22 protein-coding genes and 3 pseudogenes are annotated in these 21,984 nt (G+C 24.1%); 1 reads left to right on the forward strand and 24 read right to left on the reverse strand.

Annotated elements, in window-relative coordinates; all coding sequences use genetic code 4:
- From SCITRI_RS12535 to SCITRI_RS09080, 16 genes and pseudogenes are all read right to left on the reverse strand, one after another.
- A pseudogene (locus SCITRI_RS12535) lies at positions 1-2,151 on the reverse strand (spiroplasma phage ORF1-like family protein).
- Between the two features lie 11 nt (positions 2,152-2,162).
- A complete protein-coding gene (locus tag SCITRI_RS09015; protein WP_071938010.1) occupies positions 2,163-2,399 on the reverse strand; it encodes a hypothetical protein in 237 nt (78 codons plus the stop codon).
- Entirely contained in the window at positions 2,399-2,794 is a 396-nt protein-coding gene (locus SCITRI_RS09020) for a hypothetical protein (protein WP_071938011.1), read from the reverse strand. Before SCITRI_RS09020 ends, SCITRI_RS09015 begins: the two co-directional genes overlap by 1 nt.
- Positions 2,795-2,796: 2 nt before the next feature.
- Positions 2,797-3,132: a hypothetical protein gene (locus SCITRI_RS11885; protein ID WP_237237955.1), complete on the reverse strand. Its 336-nt coding sequence runs from the start codon at positions 3,130-3,132 to the stop codon at positions 2,797-2,799.
- Positions 3,133-3,166: 34 nt separating this feature from the next.
- On the reverse strand, positions 3,167-3,802 hold the full coding sequence (locus tag SCITRI_RS11890) for a hypothetical protein (protein WP_237237956.1): 636 nt from the start codon (positions 3,800-3,802) through the stop codon (positions 3,167-3,169).
- Positions 3,802-4,004, reverse strand: a pseudogene (locus SCITRI_RS09030) (DUF2649 family protein). The gene SCITRI_RS11890 and the pseudogene SCITRI_RS09030 overlap by 1 nt, the downstream one beginning before the upstream one ends.
- A 152-nt stretch (positions 4,005-4,156) precedes the next feature.
- A pseudogene (locus tag SCITRI_RS09035) lies at positions 4,157-4,595 on the reverse strand (DUF3627 domain-containing protein).
- Positions 4,588-4,767, reverse strand: coding sequence for a hypothetical protein (locus SCITRI_RS10645; RefSeq protein ID WP_164024073.1), 180 nt, complete (start codon positions 4,765-4,767; stop codon positions 4,588-4,590). Before SCITRI_RS10645 ends, SCITRI_RS09035 begins: the two are co-directional and overlap by 8 nt.
- Before the next feature lie 417 nt (positions 4,768-5,184).
- Positions 5,185-5,370, reverse strand: coding sequence for a hypothetical protein (locus SCITRI_RS09045; RefSeq protein ID WP_071938013.1), 186 nt, complete (start codon positions 5,368-5,370; stop codon positions 5,185-5,187).
- 367 nt (positions 5,371-5,737) lie between these two features.
- Positions 5,738-5,989 carry a hypothetical protein gene (locus SCITRI_RS09050; protein ID WP_071938014.1) on the reverse strand — a complete coding sequence of 84 codons (252 nt, stop codon included), beginning with the start codon at positions 5,987-5,989 and terminating at the stop codon, positions 5,738-5,740.
- Entirely contained in the window at positions 5,958-6,155 is a 198-nt protein-coding gene (locus SCITRI_RS12360) for a hypothetical protein (RefSeq protein WP_334199019.1), read from the reverse strand. Before SCITRI_RS12360 ends, SCITRI_RS09050 begins: the two co-directional genes overlap by 32 nt.
- A gap of 542 nt (positions 6,156-6,697) precedes the next feature.
- Positions 6,698-7,084, reverse strand: a complete 387-nt coding sequence (locus SCITRI_RS11900; RefSeq protein WP_237237958.1) for a hypothetical protein — start codon at positions 7,082-7,084, stop codon at positions 6,698-6,700.
- Between the two features lie 30 nt (positions 7,085-7,114).
- Complete coding sequence (locus tag SCITRI_RS09065) at positions 7,115-11,359, reverse strand: ABC transporter permease (RefSeq protein WP_071938015.1); 4,245 nt, start codon at positions 11,357-11,359, stop codon at positions 7,115-7,117.
- A 30-nt stretch (positions 11,360-11,389) separates the two neighbouring features.
- Positions 11,390-13,714 (reverse strand): hypothetical protein, encoded by a 2,325-nt coding sequence (locus SCITRI_RS09070; RefSeq protein ID WP_071938016.1) that lies wholly within the window; start codon positions 13,712-13,714, stop codon positions 11,390-11,392.
- Between the two features lie 174 nt (positions 13,715-13,888).
- Positions 13,889-14,167 carry a hypothetical protein gene (locus SCITRI_RS11905; RefSeq protein WP_237237959.1) on the reverse strand — a complete coding sequence of 93 codons (279 nt, stop codon included), beginning with the start codon at positions 14,165-14,167 and terminating at the stop codon, positions 13,889-13,891.
- A gap of 416 nt (positions 14,168-14,583) precedes the next feature.
- The gene (locus tag SCITRI_RS09080) at positions 14,584-15,558 is read right to left on the reverse strand and encodes an IS30 family transposase (RefSeq protein ID WP_071936912.1); all 975 of its coding nucleotides are present in this window, start codon (positions 15,556-15,558) and stop codon (positions 14,584-14,586) included.
- A 116-nt stretch (positions 15,559-15,674) separates the two neighbouring features.
- On the opposite strand from SCITRI_RS09080, the gene SCITRI_RS10865 reads away from it, so the two are divergent.
- Positions 15,675-16,148, forward strand: coding sequence for a lipoprotein (locus SCITRI_RS10865; protein WP_071936911.1), 474 nt, complete (start codon positions 15,675-15,677; stop codon positions 16,146-16,148).
- Between the two features lie 11 nt (positions 16,149-16,159).
- On the opposite strand, the gene SCITRI_RS09090 is transcribed toward SCITRI_RS10865, so the two are convergent.
- The 8 genes from SCITRI_RS09090 to SCITRI_RS09125 form a co-directional block, all read right to left on the reverse strand.
- Positions 16,160-18,349 carry a spiroplasma phage ORF1-like family protein gene (locus tag SCITRI_RS09090; RefSeq protein WP_071892025.1) on the reverse strand — a complete coding sequence of 730 codons (2,190 nt, stop codon included), beginning with the start codon at positions 18,347-18,349 and terminating at the stop codon, positions 16,160-16,162.
- Positions 18,350-18,360: 11 nt separating this feature from the next.
- Positions 18,361-18,597 carry a hypothetical protein gene (locus SCITRI_RS09095; RefSeq protein WP_015967964.1) on the reverse strand — a complete coding sequence of 79 codons (237 nt, stop codon included), beginning with the start codon at positions 18,595-18,597 and terminating at the stop codon, positions 18,361-18,363.
- The gene (locus SCITRI_RS09100) at positions 18,597-19,001 is read right to left on the reverse strand and encodes a hypothetical protein (protein ID WP_015979226.1); all 405 of its coding nucleotides are present in this window, start codon (positions 18,999-19,001) and stop codon (positions 18,597-18,599) included. Before SCITRI_RS09100 ends, SCITRI_RS09095 begins: the two co-directional genes overlap by 1 nt.
- A complete protein-coding gene (locus tag SCITRI_RS09105) occupies positions 18,994-20,007 on the reverse strand; it encodes a hypothetical protein (protein ID WP_071890544.1) in 1,014 nt (337 codons plus the stop codon). The genes SCITRI_RS09100 and SCITRI_RS09105 overlap by 8 nt, the downstream gene beginning before the upstream one ends.
- Positions 20,007-20,210: a DUF2649 domain-containing protein gene (locus tag SCITRI_RS09110; protein ID WP_071890543.1), complete on the reverse strand. Its 204-nt coding sequence runs from the start codon at positions 20,208-20,210 to the stop codon at positions 20,007-20,009. Before SCITRI_RS09110 ends, SCITRI_RS09105 begins: the two co-directional genes overlap by 1 nt.
- Before the next feature lie 152 nt (positions 20,211-20,362).
- Positions 20,363-20,803 carry a DUF3627 domain-containing protein gene (locus SCITRI_RS09115; RefSeq protein WP_084566904.1) on the reverse strand — a complete coding sequence of 147 codons (441 nt, stop codon included), beginning with the start codon at positions 20,801-20,803 and terminating at the stop codon, positions 20,363-20,365.
- The gene (locus SCITRI_RS09120) at positions 20,796-21,137 is read right to left on the reverse strand and encodes a hypothetical protein (RefSeq protein ID WP_015979232.1); all 342 of its coding nucleotides are present in this window, start codon (positions 21,135-21,137) and stop codon (positions 20,796-20,798) included. Before SCITRI_RS09120 ends, SCITRI_RS09115 begins: the two co-directional genes overlap by 8 nt.
- A 296-nt stretch (positions 21,138-21,433) precedes the next feature.
- Positions 21,434-21,673, reverse strand: a complete 240-nt coding sequence (locus SCITRI_RS09125; RefSeq protein WP_015979231.1) for a hypothetical protein — start codon at positions 21,671-21,673, stop codon at positions 21,434-21,436.
- Between the last annotated feature and the right edge of the window lie 311 nt (positions 21,674-21,984).

Raw genomic sequence — 21,984 nt, forward strand, 5'->3', positions numbered from 1 at the left:
TTATATTAATCGCACAAATTTCATAAAAATAATTAATAAAAAAAATATTTGTTATTGTACTATACAATGCTGGATTAAATTTTCATACCTCAAATATTTGACTAAAAAAACTATATACTGCTTCAAAAACCTTACCAACACCACTCTCTAACTCGTTAACTTGTTTAATTCCAGGAATAGTGTTGACAATTCAAATCACCGCATTTTTAATGTGAGTTTCTAAATCTCATCAACCTTTAGGAGTTATATATTCCACTTGAAATCATTGTTTATCGGGGAACAAACCACAATTATTAATTTCTTGTCAGTTATAAATCCCAAAATTAAAATCATAATATCGGTACATATCATTTTCTTTTTGTGCTTGCAATTAAAAAACATTATAACCGATTTTTTGTTCTTCAATTTTTTTATACTTTAAACCATATTTATCTTTTAAAGCATCTTCAAAAACATAAGCCGAATTTGAGTTAATATTATAATTATTAGCAACCGAAAAATCATAATTAAAAACACTACCATAATTATTAATCGTATAAAACCGATTTTTAAATGCTGAATATAATTTAATATCTAATTGCTTATATTTATCAGAAAAATAAAAATATCGTGGGTAAATTTTAAAACCATTATTTACTAACAAACCATATTTTTTATTATAACCTTGAACATAAGTATTATTTTCTAAATCAAGAATCGTACGTAAATAATTAGTATAAAATTTCTGTGAAATCTTAAACATACTATTTAATAATTTATCAAATTGTAATTTATCGTTAATATTTTCACTCAACAAAATATTATTAAAATTTTGTAATTTCAACGCAAAAAAGTTAACTAAAACAGTATCATATTGTAAATTATCAATATATCCATTTTCAATAAAAGAACTACGATTTTGAAACACTGGCACCAGAGCACTTGCAAAAAAAGACTGTAAAAACTTAGATAAATCAAACTGACCGCTAAACTGTTGAAAATACTTTAAATCTTTACTATTTAATGATGAATAAATTGAACCATTAAAATTAAAAACTTCACCAGCTCTTGTTCGCATAAAATTAAAATTAAAACTTAAATCATCATTATTAACATTATTTAACTCTAAACTACCAGAAATAATTAAATTTACCTCATCAACAGTCAAAATCATCCGATAAATTGATTTTTTAATATTTTTAACATCCAGTTCATCAACCGTCTCAAAATCAAAAATTATCCGCTTTGCACCAACCTTATTCGGATTTTCATAATCCGCACTACCACCTTGCTGAACTCTAATATTTTCTTGCAAAACAGAATATAAAGATAAATCAATAAATTCTTTTACGCGATTTTGTTGATAACTATTTCAATCAGTAATTTCACCAGTGTTTTTGTTAATGGTTGGCAATTCTGGTTCATTATTTCCTTGTCATTGATAAAACAAATTAACAATATATCATACTCCATTAATTTTATGATAAGGTGCCCCAACAATTCAAACTGATTTATCTGAAAAATTAAATTTTATAATAGAAAAATCATCAGTTCGTTGCTTTTTAACAATTGCAATATATCATTTATTATCTGGCAAAATAGAACGAGCACTTAATTTTCAATTATCTACTTTCAACTTAACTATTGGATAATAATTTTCTTTATAACGGTCAATATTTTCCACAATTTTTTAGATACATTAAACATCTTATATTTTACAGCAAAGGCATAAATAAAATCAGTTAAATTATTCAAAAAATTATCTTTTTTAACATTATAAAATTTTTCAACCATAAACTGATTTTTTAAACTATGTCATTGTCGATAATAATTTAAAAATATTTCATTAGGTTTATCATAAACAACTCCGGTTGAATAACTATCTTGTAAAAAATCCAAATACCATTTATCATTAAATGATAATTTTTTTGATGTTTTTAAAGTTGGATTAATAAAATAATTTGTTTCCGATCAATTTTCAAAAAAACTACTGAGTAAAAAAATTGTATTAATAAAATCAGTTTCATTAATACCTTTATTAGTATTATTCTCTTGTTTAAGCGTATAATGCTCCTCATTTAAGGGTCTAAACGCCGTTAAAGTAATAAATGGAATAACCAAACCCAAAAAAGTTAAAATAAATATGGCAAATAAAGATAACGATTTTTTCATAAACTCAACTCCTAACTATACAATGTTTTTGAAACAATAAACCCAACAATATATAAACTTGATATTGTTAACATTAACGGATGACTAAATAAAATTGCCATTCTACCAAATAATCAAATCAACCAAGTATCAGAATTATATAAATCCATAATAATATTTTTTGCCGATGTAAATTGATTAATAATAACAGTAATAAAACCAGTTCCAAATATCGCAATCGCCGCCGCCAATAAAACTAATTTAATCATTACTTTTTATCTCCTTTAAATTTAGTACTTCTAATATTTTTTGCTTGATATCTAATACTTTGTCGTTTAAGTTCTTTTTTAACGTGCTGCTTATTACTATTTTGATAAACATTTTTACCAACATTAATACCTTTTCGTACAGTTGACGAATATACTTGCGAAACACCATTATTAACTGTTGAACCTAAAATATTATATTGTGTTGATGTGCCATGAATTACATAAATAGATAACTTAATAACCATAAAAAAGACTAAAAAATAAGCAATCAATGTATTTGTCATCGGTAATTTTGTATTTCAAATTACATCAAAAATAAACAAAAATATATCAAAAACAAAACTAAAAATCTTGTCTCAATTACTATTATTATTTTCAACTAATAAATTAATCATCTTTACCATTCCCTTTCTCTTTTTTTAGGTTTTAAATTCTTTTTCAAAATATCAATATCAAATAATTCTAATCGTTCTTTAACACTTAATTTTGTAATTTCCGACCAATAATAAAATTTTTTATCAACAATTTCATCATTTTTTAAATCACGCACAAACTTTAATCATTGACTATCATACTTATTAGCGAATTCAAGGGGAATAATTATTTTAAAAAACCGAATTCCTAACCCAACATCTGACTTATGTTTTGCTCGTTTACCTTCTGCTGTTAGTTCTACTGATTTTGTTTTTCAAATTTCATAATCCGTTATATCTTGGAAAATCCCAATTCGCATAATAAAGAAACGATTAAAAAAATTAAACCCTTTCTTAATAACTGGTTTTTTTCAATGAAATTGGAATAATAATCCAACTTGCTAACTGGCGAATATTATTTCAAATCATACCCTCACGCTGAGCAGTAAATAACGCACGATTACCAAAATGTCTCGCTAAAACAATTCACGGTATTTTACCACTATGAACTTTTTTCTCATCGTGAAGACTAGTTCCATCAATATACAAATAACTTTCATCAAATAAAATAACACTATCATCGGGTGGGGCTGGTTTTGTTCGATCAGTAAAATCTAAATTTTTAAATGTTAAAACTTTAACTTTATCATCTTCTAACGGATAATTACTATAAATTTCATCTGTCAATAATTTCATAGTTTGCGATAAATAAGTTAAAAGTAATGTTTTACGGGTCCCTAACTTTCCAATAATAACTGATAGCGGATTATCTCAAATAAACTGAACTAAGCGAAAAGTACTTAACTGATAAAAAATATTTTTTCACAATCATCACACAAAATAAACACACTGCAAAGCAAACAACAATCAAAATACTAAACCAACACAATACAAAGAAATTATCCAAAGTAATAAATCAATTAAACTAAACAAAAACATTGAACCACTAATATAACAATAGTTTTTAAAGAAAAATATAAACTTTTTCATTATTTAAAATACCCAACTATTTTAAAAACCATTCACAAGAAAAACCAAGTTAAAAAAAATCACAATTCAAATCACCAACCATTAAAGTTAAATATTCATTTTGCGTTAAATTCCACATTGTAATACTTTCAACATTCGTTTTATCTATAAACAAAAATATATGAATAAAAAACTCTTTTAATCTAATTCAATCATTTTGCATTTTTAAAAACTCCACATTTTTTGAATAAGTTTAAAAAACATTCCAAAAAACAAAACAATAAATAACACAAACGATATAACATATAAAAACTCAGGGGCATTTGCACCAATAATATAACTAACAAATTGAACTCAATAATCATATAAACTCATTTAATTTAAACTTTCTAAATCATTAATTAATTCTTGTTCTTTTTCAAAACTTCAATTTGTTAAATTATTATTGTTATTATTTGCTTTTACTTTTTTAGGTTCACTTAAAAATAACGCTTTTTCATTTTAGTAAAATAATTTTGTTTATATTGATTATATAAATTGATTAATTCTGTTCCAGTTAAATACTTTCAAATATGGCGTTTTAAATTTTCATCATATTTTACAATAGGGTAAGAATTATCATATATCAAACCGATTGCTACTTGTTCCGAATGTTTTTCATTCGGATAAATAAACTTATTACTCAATCAAAAACCAATATGACGATTATGATTAGGTAAATTAATAAAACTTGCTTTATCTGTTGTAAAAGGGTAAATTCCTTACTAATAAAATAATTTTCTACATTCTGATTTTTCTTAACAAAATTACTCAATTTTATCAACTTCTTTATTTAATTGTTTTTTAAATCCTTTATTTAAATCTATATGTTCCAAAATAGTTGGAACAATTGCCAAAATTACAGAAACAAACCATAAAACTAATGCCAAAATAAAAATTTCTTTATTGTTATTATTTATATTTAAAATAAAAACATAAACTAACACAACTGAGCTTATAAAAAGAAAAATAATAAAAATCAAGCAACAAAATTAACTAAAATATATCATTTTTTTAATTTTTTATATTCCTTAGTTGTTTTAAATTTCATATCCATAATATAGTCTCCTAACTAAATATTTGTTTAATAAACATTGTTATAAATAATGTTTATATAATGTTTTTTAATTGTAATAAACACTGATTATTAACAATGTTATACATAATGCTAATATATTGTTTATTTAATGTTTAATAAACATTGTTAAATATATAAAATAATAAAAATTGGCACACTGAAAAATACTATTTAATTTTTAACAATAGTTATTAAAATATAAAATCATAAGTTTATAATTAAGTTGATATTATTATGGTTTTCTCTCTGTATAAATTATCTTAAATAGAAAGAAGAAATAAAATATCTAAGAAATAATAAATTCATTTTTTACAAATGTGATACCATCTATTTTTTGATTATCATGAATGTTATCACCAATTAAAACAATTATTTCACTAATAATAATTTTAATAATAACTTTTAAATTTATTATTTGAATTTTTAATAAATTAACAAATTTATAAATATTTTTATACAGAGAGAAAACCATAATAATACCTTAAATATAATTAAATTGATATTTTTACACTATACACTGTTTACAAGTTTTAAAAAAAGTAGGTGTATTTATAAAAAATATTATAAAAATTTTTGGTTCAAAACTGTTATTATTATGATCTTTAATAGAAATATTCTTATTTCTATTAAATCCTACTAAAAAATATTTTTCATAATAGACTCAATATTATGAATAATAAACAATATAGATTTATCAACCTTAAAATTATCCCAATATTAACGATAATAATAAAGTTTATTAAAAAATAAATTTGTAAACAGTTTTTAATCAAATCACATATAAAAACTATTGTTCCACAGTTAAAATAAATTATTCTTTAAGTGCTTCATTTTCTTATTTAAATTCCTTTAACCATAACACGGAAAAAGTTTAAAATTTTAATAATACAAAATATAGCAAATGGAATTAATATAATTCACGCTTCACCTAAGAAAACCATTATCTCAGGTAAAATATTTGTTATACCTTCTTTAACTTTTCATAATGCACTAGTCAAACCCGTTCAAATACCATTCATATCCTCCGCCATAGTTTTAGGTGTAGGTGCTGTTAAAAAATTAAACGCTGTTGTTAAATACATACCTAACATTATTTATTACTCTCCTTTCTTTCAATTTCTTTTTTTCTTTTTTCTTTCCTCGAATTTGTTTAATTTTTTGATAAATTGATAAACCAATTCAAGCAAAAATACCTAATATAATAACAACACTAAATATTGTCGTTAATCAAGTTGGTATATTACATCTCCTCTCTAAAAACTAAAAAATTGAAATTTGCAAACTCGCTCCGCTCGTTGTCGCTTCGCTCCATTAAAAACACTATTGAATAAATTATCCGCTAATAAATTACGCGGAATAATTTATTCTTTTACTTTTTAATTTCAATATCTTTTGCAATCTTATTAACAGTATTAATAACATTATCTTTACCATAATTTTTCATTAGCGACTGCAAAATAAAATATTGCTTTGTTTGCATAATTTCAGCTCCTTAATTAAAAATATTATAAAAATTTTTAGTTCAAAACTGTAAAAACCAAAAATACAAAATGTGTGTGGTTTCTACACATTTGTCATGGTTGTAATTCCATCCCCGAGGTAATATCTAATCACATTTTTTGAAATTGATTATTAAAATTATTAAGAATTATTTGATTACTTAATAATTTATTTCAACTATCCACAAGTTTATCTTCACTATTAATTTGTCCCTTTGAATTATCAAATTTAATAAATTGATTATTAATAAAATTTCAAGTTAGGCGATAATAAAATTGTAAAAAACTATGTCCATAAAATTAACTTTTTTCTGTTGTAAAAATTCCAACAGTAAACCAAAAAATATAATTAGTATTAGTAAAATCAGCAAAATTAATTGCTTTGGTATTATAAAAGTTACTATCATAAACATGACCATAATAAATATCAACTCTTAAATTTTTGACAATATTTAATCCTAAGTTATTTTGTAAACCCAGCATAACATTACTACGAATGGATGGCATTAATCCATCATCGTAACCTCGAAGGCTATTTAAACCTCATTTGTTATTAGTCATAATTGATTGTGGTTTTAATAAAAGACTTAAATTTTTTGTTTCTTTTCATCATAGATTAGTTGAAATTAAACTAAAACTTGTAGCAATAGGAAAAATAAATATCATTAAATAAAATAATTTTCGCAATTTTATTTTCTCCATTTTATTTTTTTAGTTTTATACTTCGTTTGCAGTAACTTGTTCTTGAATACTCATATGATTAATTTTATAAGTTGAAATTCAATATGTTATTAAATAGATTCCTGCCATTAAAATAAAAGTAATTGGAATTGTAATTCATGGGAATCCAAATGGAATAATTACTTTAGCAATTGCAATAAACCCATAAACACCTAGTCATAATATTAATCACATTATGCCAACACCTAAAATTCATGCTAGAAAAGCAAACGGAGTAAATATCCCTAATGTTAAACTATTAATTTCACGATTTGAATATCCTAAAGCTTTCATTACAGCCATAAATTTTAGAAAAGAATTAACAAAGGATTCTGTCATAATATATACAATAATAATAGCGGTTATAATCGTAATAATAACAAAGATAATCGATAAGATACTTGAAATTCAAGCAAGTTTTTCAATAACTTGCGATTTAATAATTAAATAATCTGTTCCCCCAACTCCACTAGTTAATTGGCCGTTCATAAAATCATTCATTGAATACGAACCATCTGGGGAAGAAAGATTAAATCGTGTTGTTTGATCAACTTGATCATTATATTTACTAAACTTACCATTAAATCATAACATCGGATTATCATCTTTGTAATCATATAGTTCACTAGAACTTGTATTAAAACCAAGAATTTTATTAGCAATAACTTGATTTACATATGCCCTCGGAACATAATATGAATTTTGAATTCCAACAACTTTATATTTAATATTTTTAGTAATTTTGCCAATTTTTAATAATCCTTGCCGTAATGCTTCTCGATATCAATTAGTTGGAAAGCCCGTTAAATCACCAATACCATTAATTTCTTTGTCAAATTTATTATCAAAAGGATGAATAACATAATAATCACCTTCTTCAGTTACTTCTTTAGTGACTACTCTCTGATCAGGGGGGCTATTAAGGTCTAGCAACCCTGGTAAGCGGCGTCCTGTTGTTGCAGAAATTGTTGAATTTTGAAATTCACCTGGTTTAAAAGCAGAAGCTGGTAATTTTAAAACAAAATTTTTAATATTATAATAATCTTGAACTTTACCATTTTTATTTTCAAAACCAACACGTGTTTTGTTTCCAATTGTTAATTTCGTTAAATCAAGGGTAAAAGGATTAAGATTATCATCAGTAAAACCACTTGGTAACTCATATGACCATGCGGTTTGGTCTACAGCACAATGCAGTGCATCATCACAATACTGTAATTGTTGAACATTAGTAGTAGTTTCAACTATTTTATTTAACAATAAATTATATTTATTTTCTGCGGCTTTATTTACAACCATTGGAATTTCATCTGCTCCAATATTTAAATTTTTACTATCATCTAAGATTTTTTTAACCGTATGATTTGGAAAAATAATTGTTTTATTATTTGCATTAATTCCATATGTTGGAAGAATAAAACTTGAATTTGATATATTTGTTGTATATCCCGTATAAACATCTTCATTTTTTGAATTATAAGTTGAAGTTCCAAAAGTAAAATTAAATTGTAATTTCGCCAAATCATCTTTTAACCACATTGCTCGAATTTTACCTGGCATAATATCACTTGTTGCATATTGTGCACAATAAGTCCAACGATCAATAATATTTGGGTCTGTTGGGTGAACTGGTGGTTTTCCAAATGCACGTGGAATTGTTGAGCATAATAAAGTATCAATTTGATTTCGAATATCAACATTTTCACCATAATGTTTATACATATCATAAAAAGTACCAATTGATAAACTTGCTCCTTTTCCAACCATAAAATTAAAAATAATCATATTATTTAATTGTTGCGCGTATAAATGAGCATTTTTAGCACTAATATCATTTTTTGTTGATAACCATTTTCCATTATATAAATAATCACTTACTAAAGAATTTTTAGTTAATGGATATGCTGCCTCAGTCGAAAAAATAGGACCATTTCAGTCATACATTTCATAGCGACTAAATGGAATATTACCAATAACATTCGTATATTCGTATTCATTATCATAATTTAAATTGGCATAATAATCTTTACTAAACTTATTGATTGCTGTTGGAATTAAAGTTGCTAACGTTAAAGATAAACTAGCAACAAAAAATGTTAAGAAAAATCAACCAATTTTTTTCATTGAAACGGCCATCATCACAAAACGAAATTTTGTTGTAAACTTTTTAAAACAAAAAACATTGCTAATAGAATATACTAATTTTGAGGTTTTAATATTTTTATTCGGATTTAATAAATCTAACGGACTAATTATTAATTGTCGAATTGCTGTTACTAAAATTGACAAACTACTAACAAGACCAATAATCCCAAAACAAATCGCAAATGGAATCAATGAAAATGAAAAGTTAACTGGAATAACAAAGTAACTATTAAAAACACTCATAATAGGGAGTTGCAAAAAGACACCAATAATTCATCCAAGTGGAACTCCAATTCCAGTTACTACAATTGCATGCGCTAAATAAGAACTAGCAATTGTTAATCCACTATAGCCGTTTGCTTTTAAAATTCCATTTTCAATTTTTTGTTGATTAATAATTTTTTTAATTAAAATTATTAATGTGAAAATTAAAATTATTAAGAAAATAATGCATAAAACAATTGTAATCGTGCGATAAAATATAATTGTAGTTCCCAATAAAGAATAACGTAAGTAAACCAACTTTGTTTCATCGCGACTTTGTAGTGGAGCATTTTTATAACTTGGATTATTTAAACTTCAAAAATCAGCTGCTAAATATTTTTTAAAATTTTCAAAGTCTGTTCCTTTATTTTCAGATAAACCAACATGATTAATATATAATGTGGAATTTTCTTCAATATCAGTGTTGGCAGCAATAGACTCACTACGATAAACTTTTTCAGAAACATAAATAATACCATCTGTTTTTGGATCTGGAAAAACATCAGTATCATAAATTGTTGGATAAATATTAGCCGGATCTCCACCAATAGCACCAACAAAGAAATTTGAATTTTCACCAATTGTAAGTTGATCTCCTACTTTTAATTTTTGACTCCGTGCAAATTGTGGTGTAATAACAACATATACATCATTAATTGGATTAGTCGGATCAAAAGAATCATATTTTTTAATAAGTTTTAATTTATTATCTTGTAATAATTGTTGTCAATTAATAATTTTATATTTTAAATTTGATGTTAAGTCTCAATATGCATATTGTTCACGTAACTGAACTGAAAAATTTGAAGCTTTAGCAACTAAAGTATAATAGGATTTTGTCAACCCATAAGGTCCATAAGGTTGATTCCTAAAACTACTATTCTTATTATTTTGATTATAAAAATCATTAACACTAAAAACGGCATTTTCAATATTATTATTATAACCAACATCAAGATTATTATTAACAGTTGGTGAATAATAAAGACTAATTTTTGTTAAAGGCTGTGATGTATCTTTTACTAAAAAACTTAAATCACCATTTAATTTTTCCTCAAATAATCTATTTTCAATGCTAGCTTTAGTAGGAATTTCATCTATGCTCCCTCGTAAATCAACATCTTTTTTTCATTTTGTTATACCATTATTAACAAAATCAATAACTGCATCCTTTAATTTTTTTCTATCTGTTATCCCAGGATATTTTTTATTTAGATATGCAATAATTAAATTTACTGTATTCTGCGAAATATCAATATGCGTAAAATTATTCATAAATTCTTCAATTAAAGGTAAATTATCTTGATTAAAAAGATAACCTTTCTGATCATATAATTGTCCAATTACAGAAGTTTGAAAAGGTTTGCTATTAAAGTTAAAACGATATAAACCATTATTTAAAAAAATTGGAGCAGTTTTATCAAGATCAGTAAAAATAATATTACTTACTTTATTTGTTCTAGAATCAAAAGTAAATTCTATTTCAACATTATTATCCAATGCTTTTAATGCTCCATCTTCACCTAAATGAGCATAAGGTAATGTTCCCTGTTCACCATTAACATCAGTAATTAAATGATAATCATTGCTAAAAGCATATCAGGGGGTAATTGTTTCTACATTTTGTCCTGTTTTCTTTTTACTATCGAATCTTAATAAATAATCATAAGCAAAAGTTCCTTCCCCCATAAATGAATATGCATTAGTTAAACGCGTATTAACAATTCATGAAGAAGTTGTTAATAATGTTAAAAGCGCAGCTAATATTATAAAAATAATTAACTGTGCTTTTTGCTTAAACATACTTTTTAATGTTTGTAAAAACAGCAACATTTTTAGATCTCCTCTTTTTTCAATTAACTATTAATAATAACGAGTATTGTTATAGTATCAAACAAAGTCACTTAATAAATATGAATTTTTTGTTAAATCATCTTTAATCCTTGGATTATATAAAAAACGAGCTTGGTTATTAAATTCAACAACATAACTATATTTAATTTTATCACTATTTGTTAAATATTCATTGCCCTGTCCATCATAATCAACTCAGTCTTTACTATTTCATGTTTCGCCCTCTGGTGCAATATTATGACGTTGTTTTGGGTCTTTTTCTTGTTCAACATATGAAGGAGAATTTCCTGAAGCAGGATCAGTATATCCTAATGGTTTTTTATGACGTTCTAATTTAGTTGAAGCATCTTTGGGGCCATAATAATCTAATTGGTAACGAACACCAGTTACAGAACCATCAGTTACAATTGCACCTAATTTTGAACCATCTACGCCAGTTCCTGAGGCTGTAATATATCATTTTCGATCTAAAAAGATATTATCAAATCAATCCTCGGCCATTACTTTATTAACTTGATTTGTTAATTCACCAATATAACCATTTTCTGAATCTAATATTTGTGTAATAAATTTATGCATTGATTCATAATCAGGATACGTATTATTACCTCCATGCGCTCAAGTATTAATGACATCAAATAATGATCCTTGTTTATATTGACCTGTTTCATCAACAAAACCATAACTATTTAAAATAAACTTAGCATATTCGCTATTAGGATCAACTGACATTAAGTCCTCTTTAAAACCGCTTTTTTTCGGTCCTTCATTATAAACATTATCAATTGTTTTAACATTATTATTATTTAATTTATAATGTCCTTCACTATCACTAGTGTAAAATCAATTTGCTAACCCCGCAATTCCTTTTAATAAATTAAACAAATCAAAATTTGGTCCGTTCAACATTTGCAATAATGTTCGAATTAAAGCAACAACACTATCTTCAGAAAAATTCCCAATTAAGCCTTGGAATTTTAAAAGACCTTCATAAACTGTCTTTGACATTATACGGTTAAATTTTTGGACACCAAAGTTTGAACCTTCTTTTGCTAAAGCTTCTGTAAATCAGTTTCCTAAAACAGAATACCATTTTAAAAAGGCATTTTTATGTTCTTTATTATCACTTGTTAAATCTAAATATTGCTTCTCCTCTTGCAAAATTATGCTCAGAGATTTTGCCACAACTGGACTGCTAAAAATATCATAAAGTTTCATATTTTTAATTGTTTTATCAGGTTCAGCCACTTCACCATCACTTTGATGTTCAACTTTAAGAACCGTATTTTCAATCGTATAACGACTAAATATTTCTAATAATGGACTGTCCAATTTAACATTACCTGAACTGTCAAAAAACTGATTTTTTATTTGCATTAAAATAAAAAATGGTGCTGCTAAGAAAATTCCTGCAGTTTTTTCGCCAGAACGATTATTTTGAATAAATGGTAATAACTGTGCTAATGAATATAAAACTGGTAATTCTAATCCCGGCCCAAATTGACCTAACATGGTAATTGCTTCATCAAAATATTTTAAACCAAATAAATCATATAATGAACTTGATTGGTTCGCCACACTCTTTCCAAATTTAATTTCTTCACCACCATCGTTATAAGACAATGTTGACTTTGTTGGCGGTGTTAAAAGTGAATTATGATATAAAATATTTGATACATAAGGACCTCATGATGAATCATAATAATTACTTCAACCGGCAGTTCTCTTAATATAATTAAGAACTGATTCTGATTTTTGTGATAATGTATTTGCTAAAGCTCCAGTATCATATTGAGCTCATGCTAAATTTGGATTTGCAACAAAATCTTTATAACGCCCTGATGCATCTGTTTTATTGCTAGGATGTCCTTGGTTAGCTTCTGTATTTCATTTTGAAAAATCACTCATTGCAACAATTGATGACATTAAATTATAAATATTTCGTTCTGGTTGATAAGTACTATCCGTTGCTCTTCAAGGATTATAATAAAGATTATTTAATTTTTTATATTCTTCAACATAATCTTTAATTTTAATTTCTTTTACACTTTTAGTAGTAAAAACTCCTTTTAAGTTTCTTCCAACATTATTTAAGAAATATTGTAATGTCGGAAACCCATAAGTATTCATATTTTCATGACGACTAGCAATTAAAATTTTAGCAATTGTACTAGTATATTTAACTAAATTTCGAATTGTCGGGTCGATCTTATTAAGTTCACTATCAAAATAATCATCATTTTGACTATTTTTTCCTTTTGCACAAGAAACTACTCCCAGCATACTTGCTGACATTAAAGTTGTAGATCCTAGTATAGAAAGTAATTTTTTCATTTCCTTCACTCCTTTTATATTTATTAAATTTTTATAAAAATCATTAATTTAAAAGTCAGCAGATAACATTAAATTTTAATTACCCGCTTATAAACATTTTAATAAAAATTGTTGTATATTTAATTGGTTTATCCATGATCAAACAATTATTTTTAATTACTAAAACAAAAAAATTTAAATCCTCATTGTTCTTTTTTTATTCTGTGTTTTAGTATTGTTTTTATTTATCAAAACAACATTTCAAACATAAATTCAAAGTAAAATAATCATAAAAATATTTTTAAAAATTATTGATAATTTAATATCATTTTTATTTTCAATAAAATATAAATTTAAAATTAAACACAATAATAACAAAATAAAACCAAAAGATAATCTCCGAAAAATTTGCTTTACTTCCATTGCATTATTGTTAATTACAATAGTACTAATTAAACTTCCATAACCAATCACTCATAAACTTAAATGAAATGAGTTGTTTTCTGTTTTTAAAAATGCATCAAAAATAATTAAAAAGAAAATAACAATTAATTTATTAAATAAGACAATAAAATTAAAATATTTTGTTTTTGTTGTGAAACGTGTAAAATGAAGTGCAACAAATCTTTATTAATTAAATAATATAATAAAAATTAAAAAAATCAACCATAAATTAAAAAAAATAAAAATAATTTTAATTTTTCTTTTAATTTATTCACATTTAAACACACTAAAAAAGAATTTATTAAATTTTAATTAATAAATACATATTTTATTATTTTAATGACATATTTTGTTATTTTAATGACATATTTTATAATTTAATATACATTTTTGACATATTTTATGAATTAATTTACATATTATTAATTAATTAAAATATAATAAACTTATCTAAAATTATCTATAAATACATCTTTTGCTGTTCTTCAATTCAGAACAGGCCTTAATTTTTCATTTATTACATCATTAACTACTCAATCTAATCGTTTCTGACTAACCTTATTAAAATCAGTTCCAGGAGGAAATCAATGTCTTAATTCACCATTTATTTTTTCAATTAAAGGTTTTTGACGAGGTTTACCAGCATCACAAAAATAAACTTGTGTTTCAGCAAATATTTCCATTTCTCGTCATTTACTAAATTCTTTACCTCTATCTGTTATTATTCCTTTCATTTTACCCATTAAATTATTATTTATAACCATCTCTTTAAATTTTACTAGAACTTCCATAGCAGTATGATTTTCAAATTTTATTGCAAAATATTTTCTACTTGATTGTTCTACTAAAACTAAACAACTAGATAAATGTTCTTTTCCAACAACAGTATCCATTTCAAATCATCCAACATTAGAAACTTTATTTTCAATATCTCAAATTGACTTAAAATCAGTTAATTTACCACGATTATCAGATTTTCCTTTTGTTTTATATTTTTTTCCACGATGTCGCAAATTCTGTTTTAAAAAACCATAAAAACCTAAACGAATTCATTTATACAATGTTTTAACACAAACCGGAAATTTAACACCAAATTTTAAAAAATAACGATAAATAAGTTCTGACGGTGAATCGTGATATTTATTAAATCTAATTTGAATAAAATTAATCTGTTCTTCCGTAAATTTACATCTTTTATTATTCTTTTTTCTTTTCTTATAATACATTTTATCTGACTTATAAGCACTATATTCATCAGTAGTTTTAAAACGCTTAATTTCTCGTAAAATAGTACTACGATGTCTATTCAAACATTTAGCGATTGCAGAAATATTCTGTTCACCATTATTTTTTAAAAACATTTTTGATAATAATAATTGTTCTAATTTAACTTTATCCATAAAACTTAAATGACTATACATAACATTTATATACCTTTCATTAACTTATAAAATTAATATTTAATACGAATAATTGATATATAATTGATATGTGATAAAAACAATTATATATAAAACAATAAAAAGGAGCAATATATATGAAAAAATGACTTAGCATAATAGGAACAATCGGATTAACCGCAACAAGCACAACAACACTAATCAGTTGTGAAAAATCTAAAAAACCAAATAATAATGAAGAAAATAAACCGACACCAGAACCACAATATAATCCACAACAAGCACAAAAAGATAGTAATTGAAAATTAATTGATAAAAATAATTTTGATAATGAATTTAGTACAAAAAATAATAAATCATATTTATTTCTTAATTTATTTGATGTAGGTAAATATGGTATATATTTAGCAAAAAATAATGGTAATATATCACAAAAAAGAAATAATATTTGATATTTAGAAACATATAATCCAAAAGATTTCGTAATGTTTAACACTGCAAATATAAAATCACTTTATCGTTGAGATGGGGATAGTGAACCACAATTACCAACTATCGACAAAAACACCGGTGAAATTACTGACTGAAAAGAACAAAAAGGAACTGAATAACAGTTCCTTTTTTATATTAATCGCACAAATTTCATAAAAATAATTAATAAAAAGATATTTGTTATTGTACTATACAATGCTGGATTAAATTTTCATACCTCAAATATTTGACTAAAAAAAATATATACTGCTTCAAAAACCTTACCAACACCACTCGCTAATTCGTTAACTTGTTTAACTCCCGGAATAGTATTAACAATTCAAATCACCGCATTTTTAATATGAGTTTCTAAATCTCATCAACCTTTAGGAGTTATATATTGCACTTGAAATCATTGCTTATCGGGGAACAACCCACCATTATTAATTTCTTGTCAATTATAAATCCCAAAATTAAAATCATAATATCGGTACATATCATTTTCTTTTTGTGCTTGTAATTCAAAAACATTATAACCGATTTTTTGTTCTTCAATTTTTTTATATTGCAAACCATATTTATTTTGTAAATTACCTCCAAAAACATAACCGGAATTTAACTTAATATTATAATTATTAGCAACCGAAAAATCATAATTAAAAACACTACCATAATTATTAATGGTATAAAACCGATTTTTAAATGCTGAATATAATTTAATATCTAATTGCTTATATTTATCAGAAAAATAAAAATATCGTGGGTAAATTTTAAAACCATTATTTACTAACAAACCATATTTTTTATTATAACCTTGAACATAAGTATTATTTTCTAAATCAAAAATCGTACGTAAATAATTAGTATAAAATTTCTGTGAAATCTTAAACATACTATTTAATAATTTATCAAATTGTAATTTATCGTTAATATTTTCACTCAACAAAATATTATTAAAATTTTGTAATTTCAACGCAAAAAAGTTAACTAAAACAGTATCATATTGTAAATTATCAATATATCCATTTTCAATAAAAGAACTACGATTTTGAAACACTGGCACCAATGCACTTGCAAAAAACGACTGTAAAAACTTAGATAAATCAAACTGACCGCTAAACTGTTGATAATACTTTAAATCTTTACTATTTAATGATGAATAAATTGAACCATTAAAATTAAAAACCTCACCCATTCCCGTTCGCATAAAACTAAAATTAAAACTTAAATCATCATTATTAATATTATTTAACTCTAAACTACCAGAAATAATTAAATTTGCTTCATCAACAGTCAAAATCATCCGATAAATTGCTTTTTTAATATTTTTAACATCCAACTCATCAACCGTCTCAAAATCAAAAATTATCCGCTTTGTACCAACCTTATTCGGATTTTCATAATCAGCACTTCCGCCTTGCTGAACCCTAATATTTTCTTGCAAAACAGAATATAAAGACAAACCAATAAATTCTTTTACGCGAGTTTGTTGATAACTATTTCAGTCAGTAATTTCACCGGTGTTTTTGTCGATAGTTGGTAATTGTGGTTCACTATCCCCATCTCAACGATAAAGTGATTTTATATTTGCAGTGTTAAACATTACGAAATCTTTTGGATTATATGTTTCTAAATATCAAATATTATTTCTTTTTTGTGATATATTACCATTATTTTTTGCTAAATATATACCATATCTACCTACATCAAATAAATTAAGAAATAAATATGATTTATTATTTTTTGTACTAAATTCATTATCAAAATTATTTTTATCAATTAATTTTCAATTATCTTGGTTTAACTTAACTCTTGGATAATGATTTTCTTTATAACGGTCAACATTTTCCACAATTTCTTTCGATACATCAAACATCTTATATTTTACAGCAAAAGCATAAATAAAATCAGTTAAATCATTCAAAAAATTCTCTTTTTTAACATCATAAAATTTTTCAACCATATACTTATTTTTTAAACTATGTCATTGTCGATAATAATTCAAAAATATTTCACCAGGTTTATCATAAACAACTCCGGTTGAATAACTATCTTGTAAAAAATCTAAATACCATTTATCATTAAACAATAAATTTTTTGATGTTTTTAAAGTTGGATTAATAAAATAATTTGTTTCCGACCAATTTTCAAAAAAACTACTGCGTAAAAACATTGTATTAATAAAATCAGTTTCATTAATACCTTTACCAGTACTACTTTCTTGTTTAAGCGTATATTGCTCCTCATTTAAGGGTCTAAACGCCGTTAAAGTAATAAATGGAATAACCAAACCCAAAAAAGTTAAAATAAATATGGCAAATAAAGATAACGATTTTTTCATAAACTCAACTCCTAACTATACAATGTTTTTGAAACAATAAACCCAACAATATATAAACTCGATATTGTTAACATTAACGGATGACTAAACAAAACTGCCATTCTACCAAATAATCAAATCAACCAAGTATCAGAATTATATAAATCCATAATAATATTTTTTGCTGATGTAAATTGATTAATAATAACAGTAATAAAACCAGTTCCAAATATCGCAATCGCCGCCACCAATAAAACTAATTTAATCATTACTTATGCACTCTCCTATATCCTTGTTCTCTTGTTTTTGCTTGTTTTGCTAAACTTGATAATTGTTTTTTATTACGATTAATTTTAAATTGTTTACGCTCTTTAATATGTTTTTGCATACCTTGTTTAGTATCAGAAACACCGCGAACTGTTGAAGAATATACTTGTGAAACACCATTATTAACTGTTGAACCTAAATTATTATATTGTGTTGATGTCCCGTGAATTGCATAAATCGATAACTTAATAACCATAAAAAAGATTAAAAAATAAGCAATTGACGTATTTGTCATCGGTAATTTTGTATTTCAAATTACATCAAAAATAAACAAAAATATATCAAAAACAAAACTAAAAATCTTGTCTCAATTACTATTATTATTTTCAACTAATAAATTAATCATCTTTACCATTTCCTTTCTCTTTTTTAGGTTTTAAATTCTTTTTCAAAATATCAATATCAAATAACTCCAATCGTTCTTTAACACTTAATTTTGTGATTTCCGACCAATAATATTCTTTTTTATTAACAATTTCATCATTCTTTAAATCACGCACAAACTTTAACCATTGACTATCATACTTATTAGCGAATTCAAGGGGAATAATTATTTTAAAAAACCGAATTCCTAACCCAACATCCGACTTATGTTTTACTCTTTTACCTTCTGCTGTTCGTTCTACTGATTTTGTTTTTCAAATTTCATAATCCGTTATATCTTGAAAAATACCAATTCGCATAATAAAGAAACGATTAAAAAAATTAAACCCTTTCTTAATAACTGGTTTTTTCAATGAAATTGGAATAATAATTCCACTTGCTAACTGGCGAATATTATTTCAAATCATACCCTCACGCTGAGCAGTAAACAACGCACGATGTCCAAAATGTCTCGCTAAAACAATTCACGGTATTTTACCACTATGAACTTTTTTTTCATCGTGAGGACTAGTTCCGTCAATATATAAATAACTTTCATCAAATAAAATAACACTATCATCTAGGGGAACGGGTTTTGTTCTATCAGTAAAATCTAAATTTTTAAATGTTAAAACTTTAACTTTATCATCTTCTAAGGGATAATTACTATAAATTTCATCTGTCAATAATTTCATAGTTTGCGATAAATAAGTTAAAAGTAATGTTTTACCAGTTCCTAACTTACCAATAATTACCGATAACGGATTATCTCAAACAAAATTTACTAACCCAAAAGAATTTAACTGATAAAAAATATTTTTTCACAATCATCACACAAAATATACACATTGCAAAGCAAATAATATTCAAAATACTAAACCAACACAATACAAAGAAATTAACCAAAGTAATAAATCAATTAAACTAAACAAAAGCATTGAACCACTAATATAACAATAGTTTTTAAAGAAAAATATAAATTTTTTCATTATTTAAAATACCCAACTATCTTAAAAACCATTCACAAGAAAAACCAAGTTAAAAACAAAATCACAACTCAAACACCAACCATCAAGGTTAAATATTCATTTTGCGTTAAATTCCACATTGTAATACTTTCAACATTCGTTTTATCGATAAACAAAAATATATGAATAAAAAACTCTTTTAATTTAATTCAATCATTTTGCATTTTTAAAAACTCCATATTTTTTGAATAAGTTTAAAAAACATTCCAAAAAACAAAACAATAAATAACACAAACGATATAACATATAAAAACTCAGGGGCATTTGCACCAATAATATAACTAACAAATTGAACTCAATAATCATATAAACTCATTTAATTTAAGTCTTTCAAATCATTAATTAATTCTTGTTCTTTTTCAACACTTCAATTTGTTAAATTATTATTGTTATTATTTGCTTTTACTTTTTTAGGTTCACTTGAAAATAACGCTTTTTTCATTTTAGTAAAATAATTTTGTTTATATTGATTATATAAATTGATTAATTCTGTTCCAGTTAAATATTTTCAAATATTACGCTTTAAATTTTCATCATATTTTACAATAGAATAATAATTATCATAAATCAAACCGATTGCTACTTGTTCCAAATGTTTTTCACTCGGATAAATAAACTTATTACTCAATCAAAAACCAATATGACGATTATGATTAGGTAAATTAATAAAACTTGCTTTTTCTGTTGTAAAAGGGATAAATTCCTTACTAATAAAATAATTTTCTACATTATGATTTTTCTTAACAAAATTACTCAATTTTATCAACTCCTACTCTTAATCCTCTTAGCATTTTACCTTCTAACTCTTCTATTTGTTTCTTTAATACTGTAACTTTAAATCGCTTAATTTCTGATATATGCTCCATAATTAAATCAAATAAATTCCAAACTGATAAAATTAAAAGTAAAAAAGGAAATAAAATAACCAAAATTATTTCTACTTCAAAATTTATGGAAATAATAAAACAAACAATACACATAATAAAAGAAATTAAAAATAAAAAATAACAAAAACCAAAAGCAAAATTCCTAATAATAAAATCTCTCTTTATTTTTTTATATTCCTTAGTTGTTCAAAATTTCATATCCATAATATATAATCTCCTAACTAAATATTTAATAATATAAATATTTGTTTAATAAACAATGTTATAAATAATGTTTATATAATGTTTTTTAATTGTAATAAACACTGATTATTAACAATGTTATATATAATGCTAATATATTGTTTATTTAATGTTTAATAAACAATGTTAATAAACAATGTTAATAAACATTATTAAATATAAAAATAATAAAAATTGGCACACTGAAAAATACTATTTAATTTTTAACAATAGTTATTAAAATATAAAATAATAAGTTTATAATTAAGTTGATATTATTATGGTTTTCTCTCTGTATAAATTATTTTAAATAAAAAGAAGAAATAAAATATCGAAGAAATAATAAATTCATTTTTTACAAATGTAATACCATCTATTTTTTGATTATCATGAATGGTATTACCAATTAAAACAATTATTTCACTAATAATAATTTTAATAATAACTTTTAAATTTATTATTCAAATTTTTAATAAATTAACAAATTTATAAATATTTTTATACAGAGAGAAAACCATAATAATACCTTAAATATAATTAAATTGATATTTTTACACTATACACTGTTCACAAATTTTAAAAAAAAGTAGGTATATTTATAAAAAATATTATAAAAATTTATTTCCCAAATCTATTACTAGTATGACCCTTAATAGAAATATTCTTATTTTTATTAAATCCTACTAAAAAAATATTTTTCATAACAGACTCAATATTATGAATAATAAACAATATAGATTTATCAACTATAGAAAATATAGTTAAATTTATAGTTAAATTTATATGTATAATAGAGATTTTTATTATCCCAATATTAACGATAGTAATA

Source organism: Spiroplasma citri (assembly GCF_001886855.1).
Lineage (GTDB): Bacteria > Bacillota_I > Bacilli_A > Mycoplasmatales > Mycoplasmataceae > Spiroplasma > Spiroplasma citri.